10 protein-coding genes are annotated in these 16,922 nt (G+C 34.4%); all 10 read left to right on the top strand.

What is annotated here, in order from left to right; all coding sequences use genetic code 11:
* The first annotated feature begins 551 nt into the window (after positions 1-551).
* The 10 genes from BMX69_RS16970 to BMX69_RS16925 all read left to right on the top strand — a co-directional run bounded on the left by BMX69_RS16970 (position 552) and on the right by BMX69_RS16925 (position 16,913).
* Positions 552-2,234, top strand: coding sequence for a PspC-like choline-binding domain-containing protein (locus BMX69_RS16970; protein ID WP_100043001.1), 1,683 nt, complete (start codon positions 552-554; stop codon positions 2,232-2,234).
* Positions 2,235-2,899: 665 nt separating this feature from the next.
* The gene (locus tag BMX69_RS16965; RefSeq protein ID WP_242941284.1) at positions 2,900-4,459 is read left to right on the top strand and encodes an O-antigen ligase family protein; all 1,560 of its coding nucleotides are present in this window, start codon (positions 2,900-2,902) and stop codon (positions 4,457-4,459) included.
* Positions 4,460-4,673: 214 nt separating this feature from the next.
* The gene (locus BMX69_RS16960; protein WP_100043000.1) at positions 4,674-6,020 is read left to right on the top strand and encodes an exopolysaccharide biosynthesis polyprenyl glycosylphosphotransferase; all 1,347 of its coding nucleotides are present in this window, start codon (positions 4,674-4,676) and stop codon (positions 6,018-6,020) included.
* Positions 6,021-6,103: 83 nt separating this feature from the next.
* The gene (locus BMX69_RS16955; protein WP_100042999.1) at positions 6,104-7,159 is read left to right on the top strand and encodes a glycosyltransferase; all 1,056 of its coding nucleotides are present in this window, start codon (positions 6,104-6,106) and stop codon (positions 7,157-7,159) included.
* 1 nt (position 7,160) lies between these two features.
* A complete protein-coding gene (locus tag BMX69_RS16950) occupies positions 7,161-8,093 on the top strand; it encodes a glycosyltransferase family 8 protein (protein ID WP_157724430.1) in 933 nt (310 codons plus the stop codon).
* A 91-nt stretch (positions 8,094-8,184) separates the two neighbouring features.
* Positions 8,185-10,377, top strand: a complete 2,193-nt coding sequence (locus tag BMX69_RS16945) for a glycosyltransferase (RefSeq protein ID WP_100042997.1) — start codon at positions 8,185-8,187, stop codon at positions 10,375-10,377.
* A 21-nt stretch (positions 10,378-10,398) separates the two neighbouring features.
* Positions 10,399-11,814, top strand: a complete 1,416-nt coding sequence (locus BMX69_RS24755) for an ABC transporter permease (RefSeq protein WP_242941283.1) — start codon at positions 10,399-10,401, stop codon at positions 11,812-11,814.
* Positions 11,815-11,838: 24 nt separating this feature from the next.
* The gene (locus tag BMX69_RS16935) at positions 11,839-12,567 is read left to right on the top strand and encodes an ABC transporter ATP-binding protein (protein ID WP_100042996.1); all 729 of its coding nucleotides are present in this window, start codon (positions 11,839-11,841) and stop codon (positions 12,565-12,567) included.
* 84 nt (positions 12,568-12,651) lie between these two features.
* Positions 12,652-15,795 (top strand): glycosyltransferase, encoded by a 3,144-nt coding sequence (locus tag BMX69_RS16930; RefSeq protein WP_100042995.1) that lies wholly within the window; start codon positions 12,652-12,654, stop codon positions 15,793-15,795.
* Positions 15,795-16,913: a glycosyltransferase family protein gene (locus BMX69_RS16925; RefSeq protein WP_100042994.1), complete on the top strand. Its 1,119-nt coding sequence runs from the start codon at positions 15,795-15,797 to the stop codon at positions 16,911-16,913. The genes BMX69_RS16930 and BMX69_RS16925 overlap by 1 nt, the downstream gene beginning before the upstream one ends.
* Positions 16,914-16,922 lie beyond the last annotated feature (9 nt).

The raw sequence follows: 16,922 nt of genomic DNA, 5'->3' as shown, positions 1-16,922 counted from the left end.
CAGATAGTATTTGGAGATTGCGATAGAAGATTGTCGGTATGGCTTGGGCTAATGTGCTTGAGAATAATTATGAATTGATTAAGATATGTGGTTTAATCTTGTACTGTTTTGCTCTGTGACAAACTAGATTTGTTATGTTTAGCAGGAAAAAAAGGTGACTTTTTGATCATGAGGGAGCACTGTTTTCTGCTTCTGAAACAACAGATATTATAAGGTTTATCAAGAAAAACCAGAAGAATAAGTCTATAAAAACAGGATTGTACTAATAAAAAAACAATTCTTCCCCTAAAATGCATTTTCGTAAAGATTATGTAAGAAAATGCACAGATAAATGTTATAGCATTTTCCAGAAAATTGTATTATACTATACCATGTGATGGAGGAATTGATAGCTTCTGCCGGAAATGTAAATATTTTTTTGTTTTTGCAAAAAATGCAAAAAAAGTAAAAAAGGTATTGATAATTTCCATTATAGGAAGTATAATTACCTCGTAATGCAATTAGGAATTTCGAAGAGTATTTCAAAAAGAAAAAAGGAGAGTGCATTAATTATGAGAAAGCAGACCAAATTAGTTGCTGTATTATCAACAGCAGCACTGCTTGCATTAGGCGCTTCCATGTCCTCTTTCGCAGCAACTGGCTGGCAGGAAGAAAATGGTACATGGGTGTACTATGACAAGAACGGCGATTTAGAGACAGAGAAGTGGGAGAAATCAGGAGATAACTGGTTCTACCTCAATGATGATGGCGAGATGGCTACCGATGTTGTTGTTGAATACAATGATAACTACTATTATGTAGATGAGAACGGTGCTATGGCTACCAATAAGTGGGTTTCCGTTGAGAACGAAAACTATGATGGTGATGACGATAATGAGCCAGTAAATAACTGGTACTATTTTGGATCTAATGGTAAAGCTTTTAAAGCTTCCAGCAACGGTACTGTTGCTTCCTTCAAGACCATCAATGGTAAGAAATATGTATTCAATGATGAAGGAAAAATGTTATATGGCTGGATCGGCAGCGACGGCGAAAGAAAAACTGGCGATGAAGCTTGGCAGGAAGGCGTTTATTACTGCGGCGACGAGAACGACGGAGCTCAGGTTACCGGTTGGGCTTATCTTGAGATCGTAGATAATAACTACGATTCATCAGAAGACGCAGGCGTTTCCAGCGGCAACGTATTTGATGATGAGAATCAGACTCGTTACTTCTACTTCAAGAGCAATGGTAAGAAGATGGCTGACAAAAAAGGTGAGACCATTAATGGTAAGAAGTACAGCTTTGATGTAGATGGCCGTATGAACGCAGAGTGGATCATTTATGATGCAACTCCAACAACATCTAAAGTAGCTACTGGCAGCATCACAGCAACTCAGGGCTCAGCTGACTATACCAGAAACTGGAGATACTATGGTACACCAGAAGATGGAGCAAGAGTAACCAAGGGTTGGTTCAAAGTTGTTCCAGATGAGAATTTGAATTCAGGTGATTATAGTGATGATTCTGATGCTTGGTATTATTCCGATAAGGATGGTAAGTTAGTAGCATCTGAAATTAAGACCATTAATGGAAAGAAGTATGCATTCGATGCTTCTGGAAAAATGAAATCTGGTCTGAGATTTATCCAATTTGTTGATGGAAGCACAACTAAGATTGACTCTATATTAGCAGATGATAATGATAATTATCCATTTGATACTGAAGAGAACTTCAAGAAGAACGCTGGTACGCTGTTAGGCCAGGATTACTACAGCTATTACTTCGGTTCAGGCGATGATGGTTCCATGAAGACCAACAAGCAGAGCGTAAGCATTGATGGAGATTCTTTCAACTTCTTATTCAACAAGTCCGGAAGCTTTAAGGGCTCTGGTAAGAATGGTGTTGATAGCAGCAAGTACTACTTAGCTGGTATGCTTTTAGCAGCTGATAAGGATGATAAATATGCAGTTATCAAGATTGACGAGACTAGTGCTAATACAAAGTACACACTTTTAACAACTGATGACTTCCTTGATGAGGCTTATGTAAATACGGCTACTAATCCATCTGGAAAAGATTATTCAGAGTACTTTGTAGTTGATAATGCAGCTGCTAAAGATGCTAAGATTACCTACAAGTTGATCAATACTTCTGGTACTGTACAGAAGGGCAAATCCAAAGCTAAAGATGGTAACGATCGTTGCTATAGCCAGACAGGTGAATCAATCAATTTTGTTTACGTAGAGAAATAAATTGTAGATTGACATTGTATTAGCTTTATAATAAGGGGTATCGCTAAATGACTATTATTGTCATAGGGCGATACCCCTTTTTTTAAGAACATTAGTACCATTTAAATTTTAAAGAATTTACCAGAATTTAGTAATAGATAGCGATTTTTAGTTAATATTTTCTGTATAAGCCATCATTTGAATATGGTTCAATGATTGAAGTGAGTTAAATTTGATCATGCCCTTTTATTATAATTTGTAATTAAAAGAATGAGAGCACTGGCCTTTCCCCTACATCTTCTATGTTAAATGACACGTACCCTTTGAAATTATATAATCTATGCAATGACCATATTTGGAGAACTACTTTACCGATTTATATAAGAGTCTCATTTGTAATGCTTAAAGATATTATATGATTACCAGTAAGAATGAATTGATTCTTATTGGTCATTGTGTTATTCTTGAAATACTGGAAAAAGGTGCTTAATGTCCTTCTCGGTAATAGCGTAACTTATACAGTCATAAATTCTGCAACAAATCAAACTTCATTTAGTAGGGAGAAATCGTTACCGATTTCTTAAAAGTAAGAAAAGGTAGAATAGGAATTTCATGGAAATGAAAAATATCGTTGTTTTGAAGATACCCTTATGATAAAATAAAAAAAAAGAAAGGGATAGTTCCTTATGATGACATCATGCAAGAAAATTGAAAAGGTGAATTTTTTATCAATAGTTACTGGGATATACGTAATTTTAATCGGTTTAGGCCTTCCTCTTGTAGTTAAAAATCAATATTTTGATATTCTAATAGTCAAATACTATTATTACTGCATTTGTACTATTTTAATGGCTATATTAGTTGTTGGGTATTCTGTTACCGTAGGAGCAAAGCAAACAGCATTGTTCTTTAAGGAATTTTCTTTAAAGAAATTCCTGAGAAATTGTACTGTTGCGGATTATGCTGTATTGATATATCTAATGGTTGCATTCATATCGACTATCACATCAGATTATCTATATGAATCATTTTGGGGCAATGAGGGGAGATATACGGGACTTTTTTTGATAACTTGGTATGTTATTAGCTGTTTTTGTGTAAGTAGATTTTGGAAGTATAAGAGTTGGTATATTGATGTCATTTTAGCGGCAGGAATGCTTGTATGTCTGTTTGGAATTACTGATTATTTTAAATTAGATATTCTTCATTTTAAAGCTAATATGGTTGCAGAACAAATACCTATTTTTACATCAACAATAGGAAATATAAATACATATACCGCATATGTTGGGATTTTGGTTGCGATTGCGACGGTTTTGTTTGCTACAGATACAAAAGTTAAAAATATGTTATGGCATTATCTCTGTATGGTGATCGGTTTTTTTGCTATTATCATGGGTGTTAGTGATAATGCATACCTTTCTTTGGGAGTTTTGTTTGGTTTTTTGCCATTGTATTTATTTAAAAGCTCAAAAGGGATTCAAAGGTATGTCGTTGTGCTGGCAACATTTTTTTCGGTTATTCAATGCATTGACTGGATAAATATTTATTGTGGAGAAAGTGTAATAGGAATAGAAAGTGCTTTTGAAGTGGTAATAAGATTTCGTGGATTGCCATATCTGGTAATGAGTTTATGGGGAATTGTCATTCTTTGGTATTTTATTACTTTTAAGAAGAAATATGAAGCCAAGGAATTTGGAAATTTATTCAGATATCTTTGGATAGCGCTTCTTTTGCTAATTATCTTGGCTGTATTATATATTATTTATGATTGTAACGTAGCGGGCAATGCAAATAGATATGGTAGCTTAAGCTCATATTTTCTCTTTAATGATGATTGGGGAACTAACAGGGGATATATCTGGAGAATGGCTATGGAATGTTTTCAGAGTTTACCTTTATGGAAAAAAATTGTGGGATATGGACCTGAAACCTTTGGTATTTTAGTAATGCATAAAACTGCCAATAACCCATATAATCAATTGTTTGATAGTGCACATAATGAATATTTACATATGTTAACAACGGTAGGTATTGCGGGATTAATATCTTATTTAAGTTTTATAATAGGATATATAAGAAATTGTCTTAATAATTATAGTAAAAATCCATATATTATGGCAATAATGTTTGGCATCATCTGCTATAGCATTCAGGCCTTTGTAAACCTTAACCTTCCTATTACTACACCTGTTTTTTGGCTATTGTTAGGAATGGGGTCGACAAAATCAATAGAAAAGCTATAATTTGAGAGTTAATCATAACTTCAAATACTAGAGAAATTAATTTTTGTTCTCAGTATTTGAAGTTTTTTAATAGAAAGGTAAAATATTCATAAAATATTAAAAAATAACAATGCTTTTTATCTTGTAGAAGATTGTACTTAGCATGAAAAATATGTTATACTAAAAAGGCTTTGAGAGTTGGAGTAGAATAATGACGAATAAAGGTGCATTTTAGATGAAGGTAGATCAGAAATATAAAAGGCTCATAAGAATATTCTTTACTTTTGGTATTACATCAATGTTGATTGTGTTATATGGCTGGACTTGGATTGGTCATTATAATAGAATAATAGAATTTCCTTTTTTTCGCCGAGGAAATTGGATGATGATATTTTTATATGGAATTCTTCTTGTTCTTTTTATGAGCATATATGGAGGATTTAAAGTTGGATATTTAAAAAAAGGGAATTTAATATATTCCCAAATTTTGGCAGTCATTTTTACAAATATTTTTACATACTTACAGATTGCAGTACTGGATAAACACTTTCTAAGTCCTTTACAATTAATAAAGATGACAGGGTTGGACTTTTTAATTATTATAGTCTGGACTCTGGTATATCAATGGTTTTATGGAAAGGTATTTCCACCAAGGAAAATGCTCTTAATTTCTGGAGGAAGATCAGATTATCATCTCGCAGAAAAGATTAATTCAAGGGAAGACAAATATGAAATATGCCGTACGATTAATATTAAAAAGGGAATTGTTATCCTACAACAAGAGATACTGAATTACGATGGAGTTATTATTGGTGATATTTCATCACATGAGCGGAATCTGATATTAAAATATTGTTTTGCAAATTCCATTCGTACTTATAATGTACCAAAGATATCGGATATTTTGTTGAAGAGTTCGGTAGAATTGAATCTATTTGATTCACCGCTTTTACTATCAAGAAATGAAGGGATGACCATTGAGCAACTATTTATCAAGCGACTGGTGGATATTGTAGGGGCTTTGATAGGAATAGTGATAGCTTCTCCTCTTTTTTTAATCATAAGTGTATTAATAAGTCTTACAGATAAAGGACCAATTTTTTTTAAACAGGCCAGATTAACTAGAGATGACAAAGTATTTTATATCTATAAGTTCCGCACAATGATTCAAGAGGCAGAAAAGGATGGGGTGGCCCGTCTGGCTGAGGAAGGAGATTCCAGGATTTTGCCCATCGGGCATTTCCTTAGAAGGACGAGGCTGGACGAGCTGCCCCAGCTTTTTAATATATTGAGGGGAGAAATGTCCTTAGTAGGCCCCAGGCCGGAGCGACCAGAATTAGTTGAAGAGATACTTAAGGATATACCGGAATTTACATATAGGACAAAAGTGAAGGCTGGACTTACGGGATATGCACAGATTTATGGGAAGTATAATACGACAGCATATGATAAACTAAAGCTAGATTTAACCTATATTCGTAATTATTCGTTTCTTTTGGATTTGAAATTAATATTTATGACACCTAAGATTATGTTTATGAAAGAAGCCACAGAAGGAGTACAGTCAAATATCGAAAAGTAAATCGATAAAGCACGGTACTTATTATTGATCTGAATTACTTGGAAATATTTTATGAATGAAAGGTATAATGTAAAGAGGTACATATGAGCAGAAGGATTAAAGTGTTGCATGTCTTAAAGTCTTCTTCGTATTCAGGAGCAGAGAATGTAGCTATTACTATAATAAAGCATCTCGATGAAAATTATGAAGCTGTGTATTTAGCTACAAAAGGAGAGATAGAAGATGTTTTAAGAAAAGAAGATATCTGTTATTTTTTGTTGGATAAATTTACTAGGAGAAATATTAGCAAAATAATTAAAGAATACCAGCCGGATATAGTACATGCTCATGATTTTACTGCAACTGTTCTTTGCGCAATGATTTTGCGAAGTTTCCGATTAATCTCTCACCTTCATTATGATCCGCCGTGGGTCAATAATTGGAATATTCGAACTATAGTTTTTAAATGCTGTAAAAAGAGAATAAGTAAAGTACTAACAGTTTCTACAGATATGTTTCAAAATATGGTGTTTGCAAATAAGTTCAAGGAAAAGGTGATAGTTGTAAAGAATCCTTTGGATGTGGAGAGAATAAAACAAAAAGCTAATGATAAACAATATAATAATTTTTTTGCAATTGATATTGTATTTGTTGGGCGTTTCGTAGAACAAAAAAATCCGCAGCGGTTTATTCGATTGGTTGAAATGTTGAAAAAAGAAGGATTTGATAAACTCTGCTGCATAATGCTGGGAGATGGTAACCTATTGGAAGAATGCCAGAGAATGGTAAAATGTATTGGACTAGAGGAGAATGTTCAATTATTAGGATTCCAAAGTAATCCGTATGCTTACATTAATAAATCATCGTTGTTATGTCTTACTTCAAGGTGGGAAGGCTTCGGACTGGTGATTGCTGAAGCAAATATTTTGGGCGTACCGGTACTGTCGACTAAGACTTCAGGAGCATGTGAAATTTTAGGAGAAAAGGCATGGGAAATCTGTGAAAGTGATGAGGAATTTGTGGATAAAGCTAAGCAACTTTTGACAGATCATTTTCAATATAAAATTAAAAGTAAAGAGGCTCTGGATAGAGCAAAACGTTTTAGCGATATGGAAGCATATATGTCTCAAATAATTTCCATTTATAAAGAAGAGGTGTAAGGTGATTGTCGTATATTCTTGCAATGATTTCTATTTTTACCAAACTACTGTGTCAATGGTGTCATTGATAAAACATAATCCTGATGTGAAAATTTATCTTATTTCTGACAATATTAGTTTAGATAATATAAAACTTATGGAATGTACATTAGAAAAATACAATCAAAAAGTAAAAGTCATTCATGCTGATTATATTTTAAATGATTTATATTTAAATCAGAAGGACAGGCATCCCAGGACTATTTACACCAAGCTTTTTTTGGATAGCATAATAGAGGAACCAAAGTTGCTTTATTTAGATAGTGATACTATTGTTACTGACTCTTTGGAAAAATTATTTCAGAGAAATATGGATAATGAGATTATAGCAGGGGTTTTAATGCCCTATTCAAAAAAGGTTAAAAATGATAGTAATTTGAATTTTGATGATAAATACATTTGTGATGGTGTAGTCTTATTTAATATGAAAAGATGGAAGAAAGAAAATATTAGTGAAGAGTGTAGAAATTATATAAATAAATATAATGGAAATCCTCCCATGCAAAGTGAAGGTACACTTAATTATGTTTGTCGCTATGGGATAGGAATATTAAAGCCTGAATTCAATGTTATGCCTTCCATGCTCATGTATTCAGGTAGCCAAATTAGAAATTTATTTAAATCAACGGTTTATTATACAGATACCGAGATAGAGGAAACTAGAACGAAGTATAAAATCATTCATTATATGAATGAACTCTATGAACGCCCTTGGTTTAAGCCCAGCAGACATCCTTTGAGGGAGGGGTATTTAAAAATAGAAAAAGAAGTATTTGATGGAAAGACCATAAAGCCATCTACTATTTCTAAGCATACCTTATTGACGGCATGGTTGGCAGAACATTTACCTTTTGTTATTTTTTTAAAGTTATATCACCTTAAGAATGGGATGTAATATATCAACTTAGTTGGCGGAAATCTTAGAAAGTTTTGCTATTTCACATGTTTACGAGGTTATATTATTTTAAGAATAAGGAAGTACAAGTATGGATGAGAAAAGTCTAGTAAAAAAAGCTAAAAGAGTATTAAAAGAAGAGGGAGTTGGTATATTACTTCGTAAAACGCACTTATACTTAAGAAGTAATATGTGTAAACATAAGCCCTCTTCTAATATGGAATGGGCGCAGTCTTATTATCATGATGTATTGTTTATTAATGGTTGCTGTTTGGAGCATCCTTACAGATATAGAGTAAGTCATCAGCGGGAACAGTTGGAAGCAAATAATATTTCTACTGCTGAAGTTTTTTATCAAGAGATATCGATGGATTTAGTAAAAAATTTTCGAATATTTATTTTTTTTCGTTGCCCATACACGGATTTGATAGGTGAATTTATCAAAAAGGCAAAAAGGTATAATAAAACTGTACTCTTTGATATTGATGATTTGATGATTGACACGAGGTATACAAAAACGATTCCTTATGTACAAACAATGTCAGAGAACGATAAAAAGTTGTACGATGATGGTGTAGTTGCGATGGGCAAATTGCTTTCTATGTGTGATGCAGCAATCACGACAACTGAAGTACTTGCGGATGAATTGGGAAAATACATAAGTGATGTAACGATTAATAGGAACGTAGCTTCTGAATATATGATCAAAATTTCAGAAGATGCATGGAAAAGAAATTCTAATAAAGAAGAAAATATTGTAAAAATTGGATATTTTAGTGGTAGTATTACACATAATCCGGATTTTGCCATAGTTTTGCCTGCACTGGTCCGCTTGATGGAAAAATACCAACATGTGGAATTGATATTAGTTGGAGAGTTAGATATTCCAAGGGAATTGAAAGTATTTAAAGAAAGAATTATTGTTTCTAAGATGATAAGTTGGAAGAGACTTCCAGATTTAATTGCAGAAATAGATATTAATATTGCGCCTTTAGACGATACTATTTTTAACCGAGCCAAATCAGAAAACAAGTGGATAGAGGCTTCATTAGTTAAGGTTCCTACAGTGGCAAGTCGGGTTGGCGCTTTTGAAAAGATGATAGAAAATGGAAAGACAGGAATTCTTTGTGAGAATACAATAGATGAGTGGTACGGGAAGCTAGAACTTCTAGTTCAAAACTCAAATATTAGAAAAACGCTAGCTGAAAATGCCTATCATTATGTATATGAACACTGTACGTCCGTGTATGCAGGAACAAAATATTCAGATTATATTTATAGCAAAATGCGGCCTAACATAGTATTTATTTTACCGGTTATTCAAATAAGTGGTGGTGCATTGGTTGTATTAAAGCATAGTAGTATGTTACAACAGTGCGGGTACGATGTAACTATATTTAATGATGGATATGAGAAAGTTATAGAGTTAGAGCAGGATGGTAATATATTTCCTGTTATATCTAAGAAGGATATTCGAATAAAAGCATTTATTGATAAATGTGTTACAACTCTATGGTCAACATGTGACTTTTTTAATGAATATGGTAAAATAGGAGAACGTTATTATTTAATACAGAATTATGAAACGGACTTTTATAAGCCTGGTGAGATATTCCGTATTCGGGCAAATCAAACATATCGATTTAGAATGCCTGTGAAGCATATTACAATTTCCAAATGGTGCCAAGATTGGCTCAGAGAGAAGTATAATATTGATTCATACTATGCTCCAAATGGTTTAGATACAGAGCGATTTTATCCGGTAAAACGAGATTTTAATGGAAAAATTCGTATTTTAATAGAAGGAAACAGCGAGGATTATTATAAGAACGTAGATGAAAGTTTTCAGGTCATTAATCAATTAGATCCAGAAAAATACGAAATTTGGTACATGTCCTATCAGGGGAAACCGAAGGATTGGTATCGTGTAGATAAATTTTTACATAAGGTACCATATATCCAAGTGCCCGAAATATATAGGGAGTGCCATATCCTAATAAAATCTAGCATATTGGAAAGTTTTTCATATCCTCCTCTAGAAATGATGGCTACTGGTGGCTGTGTTGTAGTTGCTCCAAATGGAGGAAACGTCGAGTATCTGAGAAATAGAGAAAATTGTTTGTTTTACCAACTAGGTAATGTAAGTGAGGCAAGGGATAAAATTCAAGAGATTTTAAAAGATGAATCACTTCGATCAACTATAATAAATGGAGGAATTGCTACTGCCAAAACGCGAACTTGGAATAATATTAGTAAGGATGTTTTGACTCTTTATGAGAAATAAAGTAAATTTAGGAGTAAATATATGAAAGAAAGTAAAATTAAAAAATATAGTTTAGTCATATTTATATATATAATACTGTCGGCGGTTTTTTACTTAATTGGTGGAGTACAGCTAAAAAGCACTATCGCTAAGATATCCGAAACAGAAAGTAAAGGTGTCATTCCAGAATTTTCAAAAGGTCAAACATGGGATCAAGTGTTTATTAGTAATATGGATGAAATAGAAACAATTCAATTGATGGTAGCTACTCTCGCTAGAGAAAATACTGGACAGATAATACTGACAATTGAAGATGGAAAAACTCATGCTCCTCTTGCAGTGCAAAATCTCGAGGTTTCATCATTAACTGACAATTCAATTTATACATGGGTTTTAGACAAGTCGATTAAAGATGCGAATGGTCAGGAACTGCACTTGAAAGCGGAATCTTTTTGTGAACCAGGCCAATCGATTTCTTTTTATTACGGAGACTTGAAGGGTAATAATTCACTGATTCATAATGGGGAAGAATTTGCCGGTCATTTATACCTAGTTGTTAGTGGTAAAAACTATAGTTTGTTTGGCTCATATTATTGGTTTTGGGTAGCTTTGGCAGGTGTTTTATTATTAGCTTATATGATGTGGTCGGATTATCAAGAGATTAAGGGAAAAATAACAAAAGGAAAGCTGATAGTCATTATTTGGAGTAAATATAAATTTTTGATTCAACAATTGGTTGCAAGAGATTTTAAAACAAAATATAAGAGATCTGTACTGGGATATTTATGGAGCTTTCTGAATCCATTGCTGACAATGTTGGTGCAATATGTAGTATTCTCAACTATATTCAAAAGCGGAATTGAAAACTATCCAGTATATTTGTTATCTGGAATTATACTATTCAACTTTTTTTCTGAAGCAGTTGGCCAAGGGCTTGGATCCATCGTTAATAATGCTTCTCTGATAACTAAAGTATATGTACCTAAATATATTTACCCTGTGACAAAAGTAGTATCTACGTCAATTAACCTATTTATATCTTTGATACCGCTTTTGCTCGTGATTTTAGTGACTGGAGTGAAGATTACCCCGGCATTATTTTTGCTTCCATTTGTGTTAGCATGCCTTTTGCTTTTTTGCATCGGGATGGTATTGATGCTGAGTGCAGCAATGGTATTCTTCCGCGATACCCAATATTTGTGGGGGATTGCAAGTATGATTTGGATGTATGCAACGCCCTTATTCTATCCAGAGAATATAATTCCGCAGCATTTTCGTTTTATTCAGACGTTTAATCCGATGTATCATATGGTGAAATTTGCGAGAACCATTCTTATTGATGGTATATCACCAGCTCCAATATTGTACGGAACTTGTTTGTTGTCTGCGATAGTGACATGCGTAATAGGTGCATGGATCTTTAAGAAGACACAGAATAAGTTTGTGTTATATATTTAGGGACTAATATAGAGAGGGATAATTATGATAGATGTAGAGCATGTGTCAATGCGTTTTCGCATGACAAATGACAAAATAAACAGTTTAAAAGAATATGCGGTGGCATTTTTTGAGCATCGTTTACAATATGAGGAATTTCAAGTTTTAGATGACATCAGTTTTCATGTAGATAAAGGTGAGGTAATAGGTATTATTGGAAAAAATGGTGCAGGAAAAAGCACCTTGTTAAAAATTATTGCAGGTGTGCTAAAACCAACAATTGGCCAGGTGAAAGTATCGGGGAATATTGTTCCGATGTTAGAGCTCGGATCTGGATTTGATCCCGAATTAACTGGGCGGGAAAACATATTCCTTAATGGTGCAATTCTTGGATATAGCAGGGAGTTTTTGGAACAAAAATATGAAGAAATTTTAGAATTTTCAGAACTTGAGAAGTTTATAGATATGCCAATCAGAAATTATTCATCGGGAATGATGATGCGCCTTGCTTTTTCTGTGGCAACAGTGGTCCAGCCAGAGGTCTTAATTGTGGATGAGATACTGGCAGTTGGAGATGAAGGCTTTCAAAATAAAAGTAAAGCTAGGATGCTGGAGTTAATGAGTGGAGGTACTACGGTACTATTTGTATCACATAGTATTAAGCAAATAGAAGAAATGTGTGACCGTGTAATCTGGTTGGAGAATCATAAGATAAAAACACAAGATGCAGCAATGAATGTTTGCGCGGCATATCGAAAATACTGGGGAGAATGACGAAAGAAACTATGAGGATAAAGTTTAGTGTTCTAGTGGAAAAAATTAGATTAAATTCTAGAATTAAAAGGGAGGGGAGTAGAAATGCCTATTGAAAGTAGTTTTAACCATGATTATTTCACTTCTGGTTGTGGTGAAGATTACCACAAGAGAGAGGAGTGGATTGGCTTTTTTAGGGAAATTGCGGCTAATATTATATCATCTCTCCATCCAAGGAATGTACTTGATGTGGGTTGTGCATTTGGCTACTTGGTGGAAGCATTGCGAGAGCAAGGTATTGACGCATGGGGAATTGATGTGTCAGCTTATGCAGTTGGACAGGCATCAGAATCTATCAAGCCATTTGTATATATGCAATCGGCTGCAAAACCATTACCTGAAACATTTCCCCAACAGTTTGATTTGATTGTTTCAATTGAAATGCTGGAACATGTGTTTGAAGAAGATGCAATGGATATATTGAACAATTTATCCAAATATACTGACAATTTTCTAATTTCCGCATCATGTTCTGATTTCAATGAACTTACGCATTTTAATGTACAACCGCCAGCATACTGGGTGGAGAAATTTGCAAAACAAGGTTTTTTTGAAGATGTATTGTATGATGGGAGTTATATAACGCCACAAACAATTCTGGTAAAAAAGCAACCAGGACTGGAAAAGTCCAGAATTGCTTATGGGTATAAGCATGTCTGGTGGTATACAGTGAAAGAGGTAGAAAGTCTGAAGGATCAATTACAAAAACTGCAAGAAATGAGGAAGGATTTAGAAGGGAAGTTAGATAATAAACAGTGTAATATTCAAGAACTAGAAGAAATATTGCAGAAGGAGGTTCAAGATAAAAAAGATAGTACAGAAAAATATCAATGTTCCCTGAATGATCTCTATAAGGAATTAGATGAAGAACGTAATTTGCGTGATAGACATGAAACGCAATTTGAAAATCTCAAGACGATCATTGATGATTACAAAAGCAATATTACAGAAGCAGAAGCAGAAATCAATAGGATGCAGGGCTGTCTTACAGTAGCAGAGCAGAATCTTGCGATGATGGAGAATGCGTTTTTTTGGAAAATAACGTATCCAATACGAACATTATCGGATATATTGAAAAGAATACCACTTTTTCGTTCCTTTATCATTAACATGAAAGGAATGAGAAATAGCTCCAAACAGAATCACGTTGCTATTGCCGATGGTGAGGGGGCAATGGAGAATACATTGGTGCAAAGGCAAGAACTAGATCGACTTTTAGAAGAGTTTTTTATGCGTCCTCCTGTGCAAAAACACTCAGAAAGTATTGATATTATTATTTGTGTGCATAATGCTTATGATGATGTGAAGCGCTGTATAGAATCTGTTTATGAGTATACATCGGAGCCTTATAATATCATAATTGTTGATGACGGGAGTTCAGAACAAACTTATAAATACTTAGTAGAAATGGAAAAATTATGCCCCAATATTACACGGATTCGTAATGAGCAGGGACACGGATATTGTTATGCTGCAAACATGGGTATGAAAGAATCCCGTGCTCAGTATATGATTCTGCTTAATAGCGACACGATTGTAACAGAGGGATGGGTAGACAAACTTATAGCCTGTTCAAAGAGTGATCCAGCTATTGGTATTGTGGGACCACTTTCGAATACAGCGAGCTGGCAATCTATCCCACAAATTTTTGATGTTCAAGGTGATTGGTGTCATAATGTATTACCAGAGGGTGTTACGATTGAATCTTTTGGAAAAATGATTGAGAAAACATCTAGTAGGATTTATCCACAAGTACCTCTACTCAATGGCTTTTGCATGTTGATTACGCGGCAGACAGTAGAAAAAATTGGTTACTTTGATGAAGAAAACTTTGGACCTGGTTTTGGTGAAGAAGATGATTTTAATCTTCGGGCGGGAAAGGCTGGTGTAAAGCTTGCAGTAGCGGATGATACTTATATTTACCATGCTCAATCCAAAAGCTACACAGATGAAAAAAGACGGTTGCTTTGCGAAAGTGCAGGAAAAAAATTGCGAGCTAAGCATGGGGATGCGTTATTGGATGAAAGTGTGCATATTGTTCATAAAAACTATGTTTTTGAGGGAATTCGTATGCGTGCTGAGCAACTTGTCGATAGTGATAAAATGATTTCGTCTGGCTTAGAGAAGTTTGAGGGCAAAAGGTTGCTTATCATTTTACCATTGTGTGAAGCAGGTGGCGGTGGCAATGTTGTATTACAGGAAGCTTCGGCAATGCAGCAAATGGGTGTTGATGTCTGGTTATTTAATTTGGAGGAGCACAAAAAGTATTTTCAAAATTCTTATCCGAACCTAGAGTTTCCGGTGATATATGAAGATAGTTTAAAAGAAATAAGAAAGTATGCAAAAGATTTTGATGCAATTTGTTGTACGCTATTTACAGGCGTACAATATTGTGATTTCTCTGATATGCAACACCCCCCACGTGTAGTATATTATATTCAGGATTTTGAACCGTTTTTCTTTGAAAAAGGAAGTGACGAATATCGGTTGGCACTTAAATCCTATACAGCCTCAGATTCCCTAATCCGAATTACAAAGACGAATTGGAATGCAAGGCAGGTTTTAGAAAACTGTGGAGTTTCTTGCACTGTAATTGGCCCTAGTATCAATATAGATTTGTTCAGACCGCGTCGAATGTTTCATAATGTAGATTGTGTAAAGATATGTGCAATGGTCAGACCGAATTCCCCTCGTCGTGCACCAGAAGCCACTTTGCGCATTTTGAGAAAAATAAAAATGCAATATCAAGATAGGATTGAAATTATATTTTTTGGCTGTTCAGATATTGAGATTACAGCGTTAGAAGCATCAAAAGATTTTGAATTCAAAAATTATGGCCCACTTACTCCGCAACAAATGTCGGCTTTATTGTCTCAAGTGGACATTTTTGCAGATTTTTCAATCTTTCAAGCGATGGGTCTTACTGCATTGGAAGCAATGGCATGTGGCTGCGCGACTATAGTGCCTGAAAACGGAGGAACCGATGCATATGCTCTCCATGAAGAAAATTGTCTTGTGGTCGATACTAGCAAATATGATCAATGCTGTGCCGCTGTGGAGCGCTTGGTTGAAGATGTGTATTTAAGGGAACAATTAGCTCAAAGAGCTATTTTTGATGCAGGGTCATATTCACCAGAAAAGTGTGCAGCAAGCTTTTTGAATAGCGTATTTCTTGTGGAGGACAATTGATGAGTAGAAGATTACATGTACATGTATTTTGTGAATATATTAATTCTGGAACATATATGGTTGATTGCGCAAAAATTCGAATTTTTGGTCCATTAGTAGAATTAAGTCGTACTGGTCAGATTAAATTCACATATGGAAAGAGCCTTAGGGAGAATACTGATGCTGATATTTATGTAATAGAAAGATCTTGGCGTGATGATCTTACATACAAGGAAATTGGAGAATTTCAGAATTTTATAACAAAGAACCATAAGAAATACATATTTGAAATAGATGACAACTTGTTTGATAATGACTCTGTTACTAATTCGAAAAGGAATCAATTACGTCAGATGGTGCGTCATGCAGATTTAGTAATTGTGAGCACGCCAATACTAAAAAGTCGTATTTTAAGAATGAATAAAAATATTAAGGTTATACCAAACTATCTATCTCCACAGTATATTGGGGAGAAATCTTGGGAGGAAATAGCCAAGCAAAGGGAAGAAAAAAATAATATTGTTACAATTGGGTATATGGGTACAGCGACGCATCAACACGACTTTGCAATGATTAAACTACCATTAACTCAATTACTATGCAAGTATCCAGACAAGGTTAGGTTTGAAGTAATAGGTGTTTTGAATGATTCATCATTTCTTAAAAGTTTACCTAACGTATGGATATGCAACACTGAAGGGCGCTCAACATATGAAAACTTTTGGCCGTGGATCCGCGAAAATATTAATTGGGATATTGGTGTTGCACCACTAAAGACGGATAAATTCACAGTTTGTAAATCGGATATTAAATATCTTGATTATGCCGCACAGGGTATTGCAGGGGTTTTCAGTGATCATCCTGCCTATTCTAGTACGATATGTAATGGCGAAAACGGTTTGATTGTGGATGCAAATCCAAGTTCATGGTTTGCAGCACTGGAGCGGTTAGTTTTGGAACCAGAGTTAAGAAAACGAATTGCATATAATGCATATACCGACTTACACACTAATCGCTTGGTATGTGTTGCTGCACAAAAATGGCAGGAGGCTTTTATTAATCTTATTAGTAAAGATACAGAGTCTGATGAAACGAGCATATCTAAAAGGCCATTTATATCAGCACCAGATATGGAATAAAGATAGAGA

Source organism: Lacrimispora sphenoides JCM 1415 (assembly GCF_900105615.1).
Classification (GTDB): Bacteria; Bacillota; Clostridia; order Lachnospirales; family Lachnospiraceae; genus Lacrimispora; species Lacrimispora sphenoides.
This window is presented reverse-complemented; position numbering and strand designations above follow the sequence as displayed.

What these genes read in the sequence shown, in the direction of transcription:
- BMX69_RS16970 (WP_100043001.1), top strand. Translation starts at nt 552, where the DNA reads ATGAGAAAGCAGACCAAATTAGTTGCTGTATTATCAACAGCAGCACTG.
- BMX69_RS16960 (WP_100043000.1), top strand. Translation starts at nt 4,674, where the DNA reads ATGAAGGTAGATCAGAAATATAAAAGGCTCATAAGAATATTCTTTACT.
- BMX69_RS16930 (WP_100042995.1), top strand. Translation starts at nt 12,652, where the DNA reads ATGCCTATTGAAAGTAGTTTTAACCATGATTATTTCACTTCTGGTTGT.
- BMX69_RS16965 (WP_242941284.1), top strand. Translation starts at nt 2,900, where the DNA reads ATGATGACATCATGCAAGAAAATTGAAAAGGTGAATTTTTTATCAATA.
- BMX69_RS24755 (WP_242941283.1), top strand. Translation starts at nt 10,399, where the DNA reads ATGAAAGAAAGTAAAATTAAAAAATATAGTTTAGTCATATTTATATAT.
- BMX69_RS16945 (WP_100042997.1), top strand. Translation starts at nt 8,185, where the DNA reads ATGGATGAGAAAAGTCTAGTAAAAAAAGCTAAAAGAGTATTAAAAGAA.
- BMX69_RS16955 (WP_100042999.1), top strand. Translation starts at nt 6,104, where the DNA reads ATGAGCAGAAGGATTAAAGTGTTGCATGTCTTAAAGTCTTCTTCGTAT.
- BMX69_RS16925 (WP_100042994.1), top strand. Translation starts at nt 15,795, where the DNA reads ATGAGTAGAAGATTACATGTACATGTATTTTGTGAATATATTAATTCT.
- BMX69_RS16935 (WP_100042996.1), top strand. Translation starts at nt 11,839, where the DNA reads ATGATAGATGTAGAGCATGTGTCAATGCGTTTTCGCATGACAAATGAC.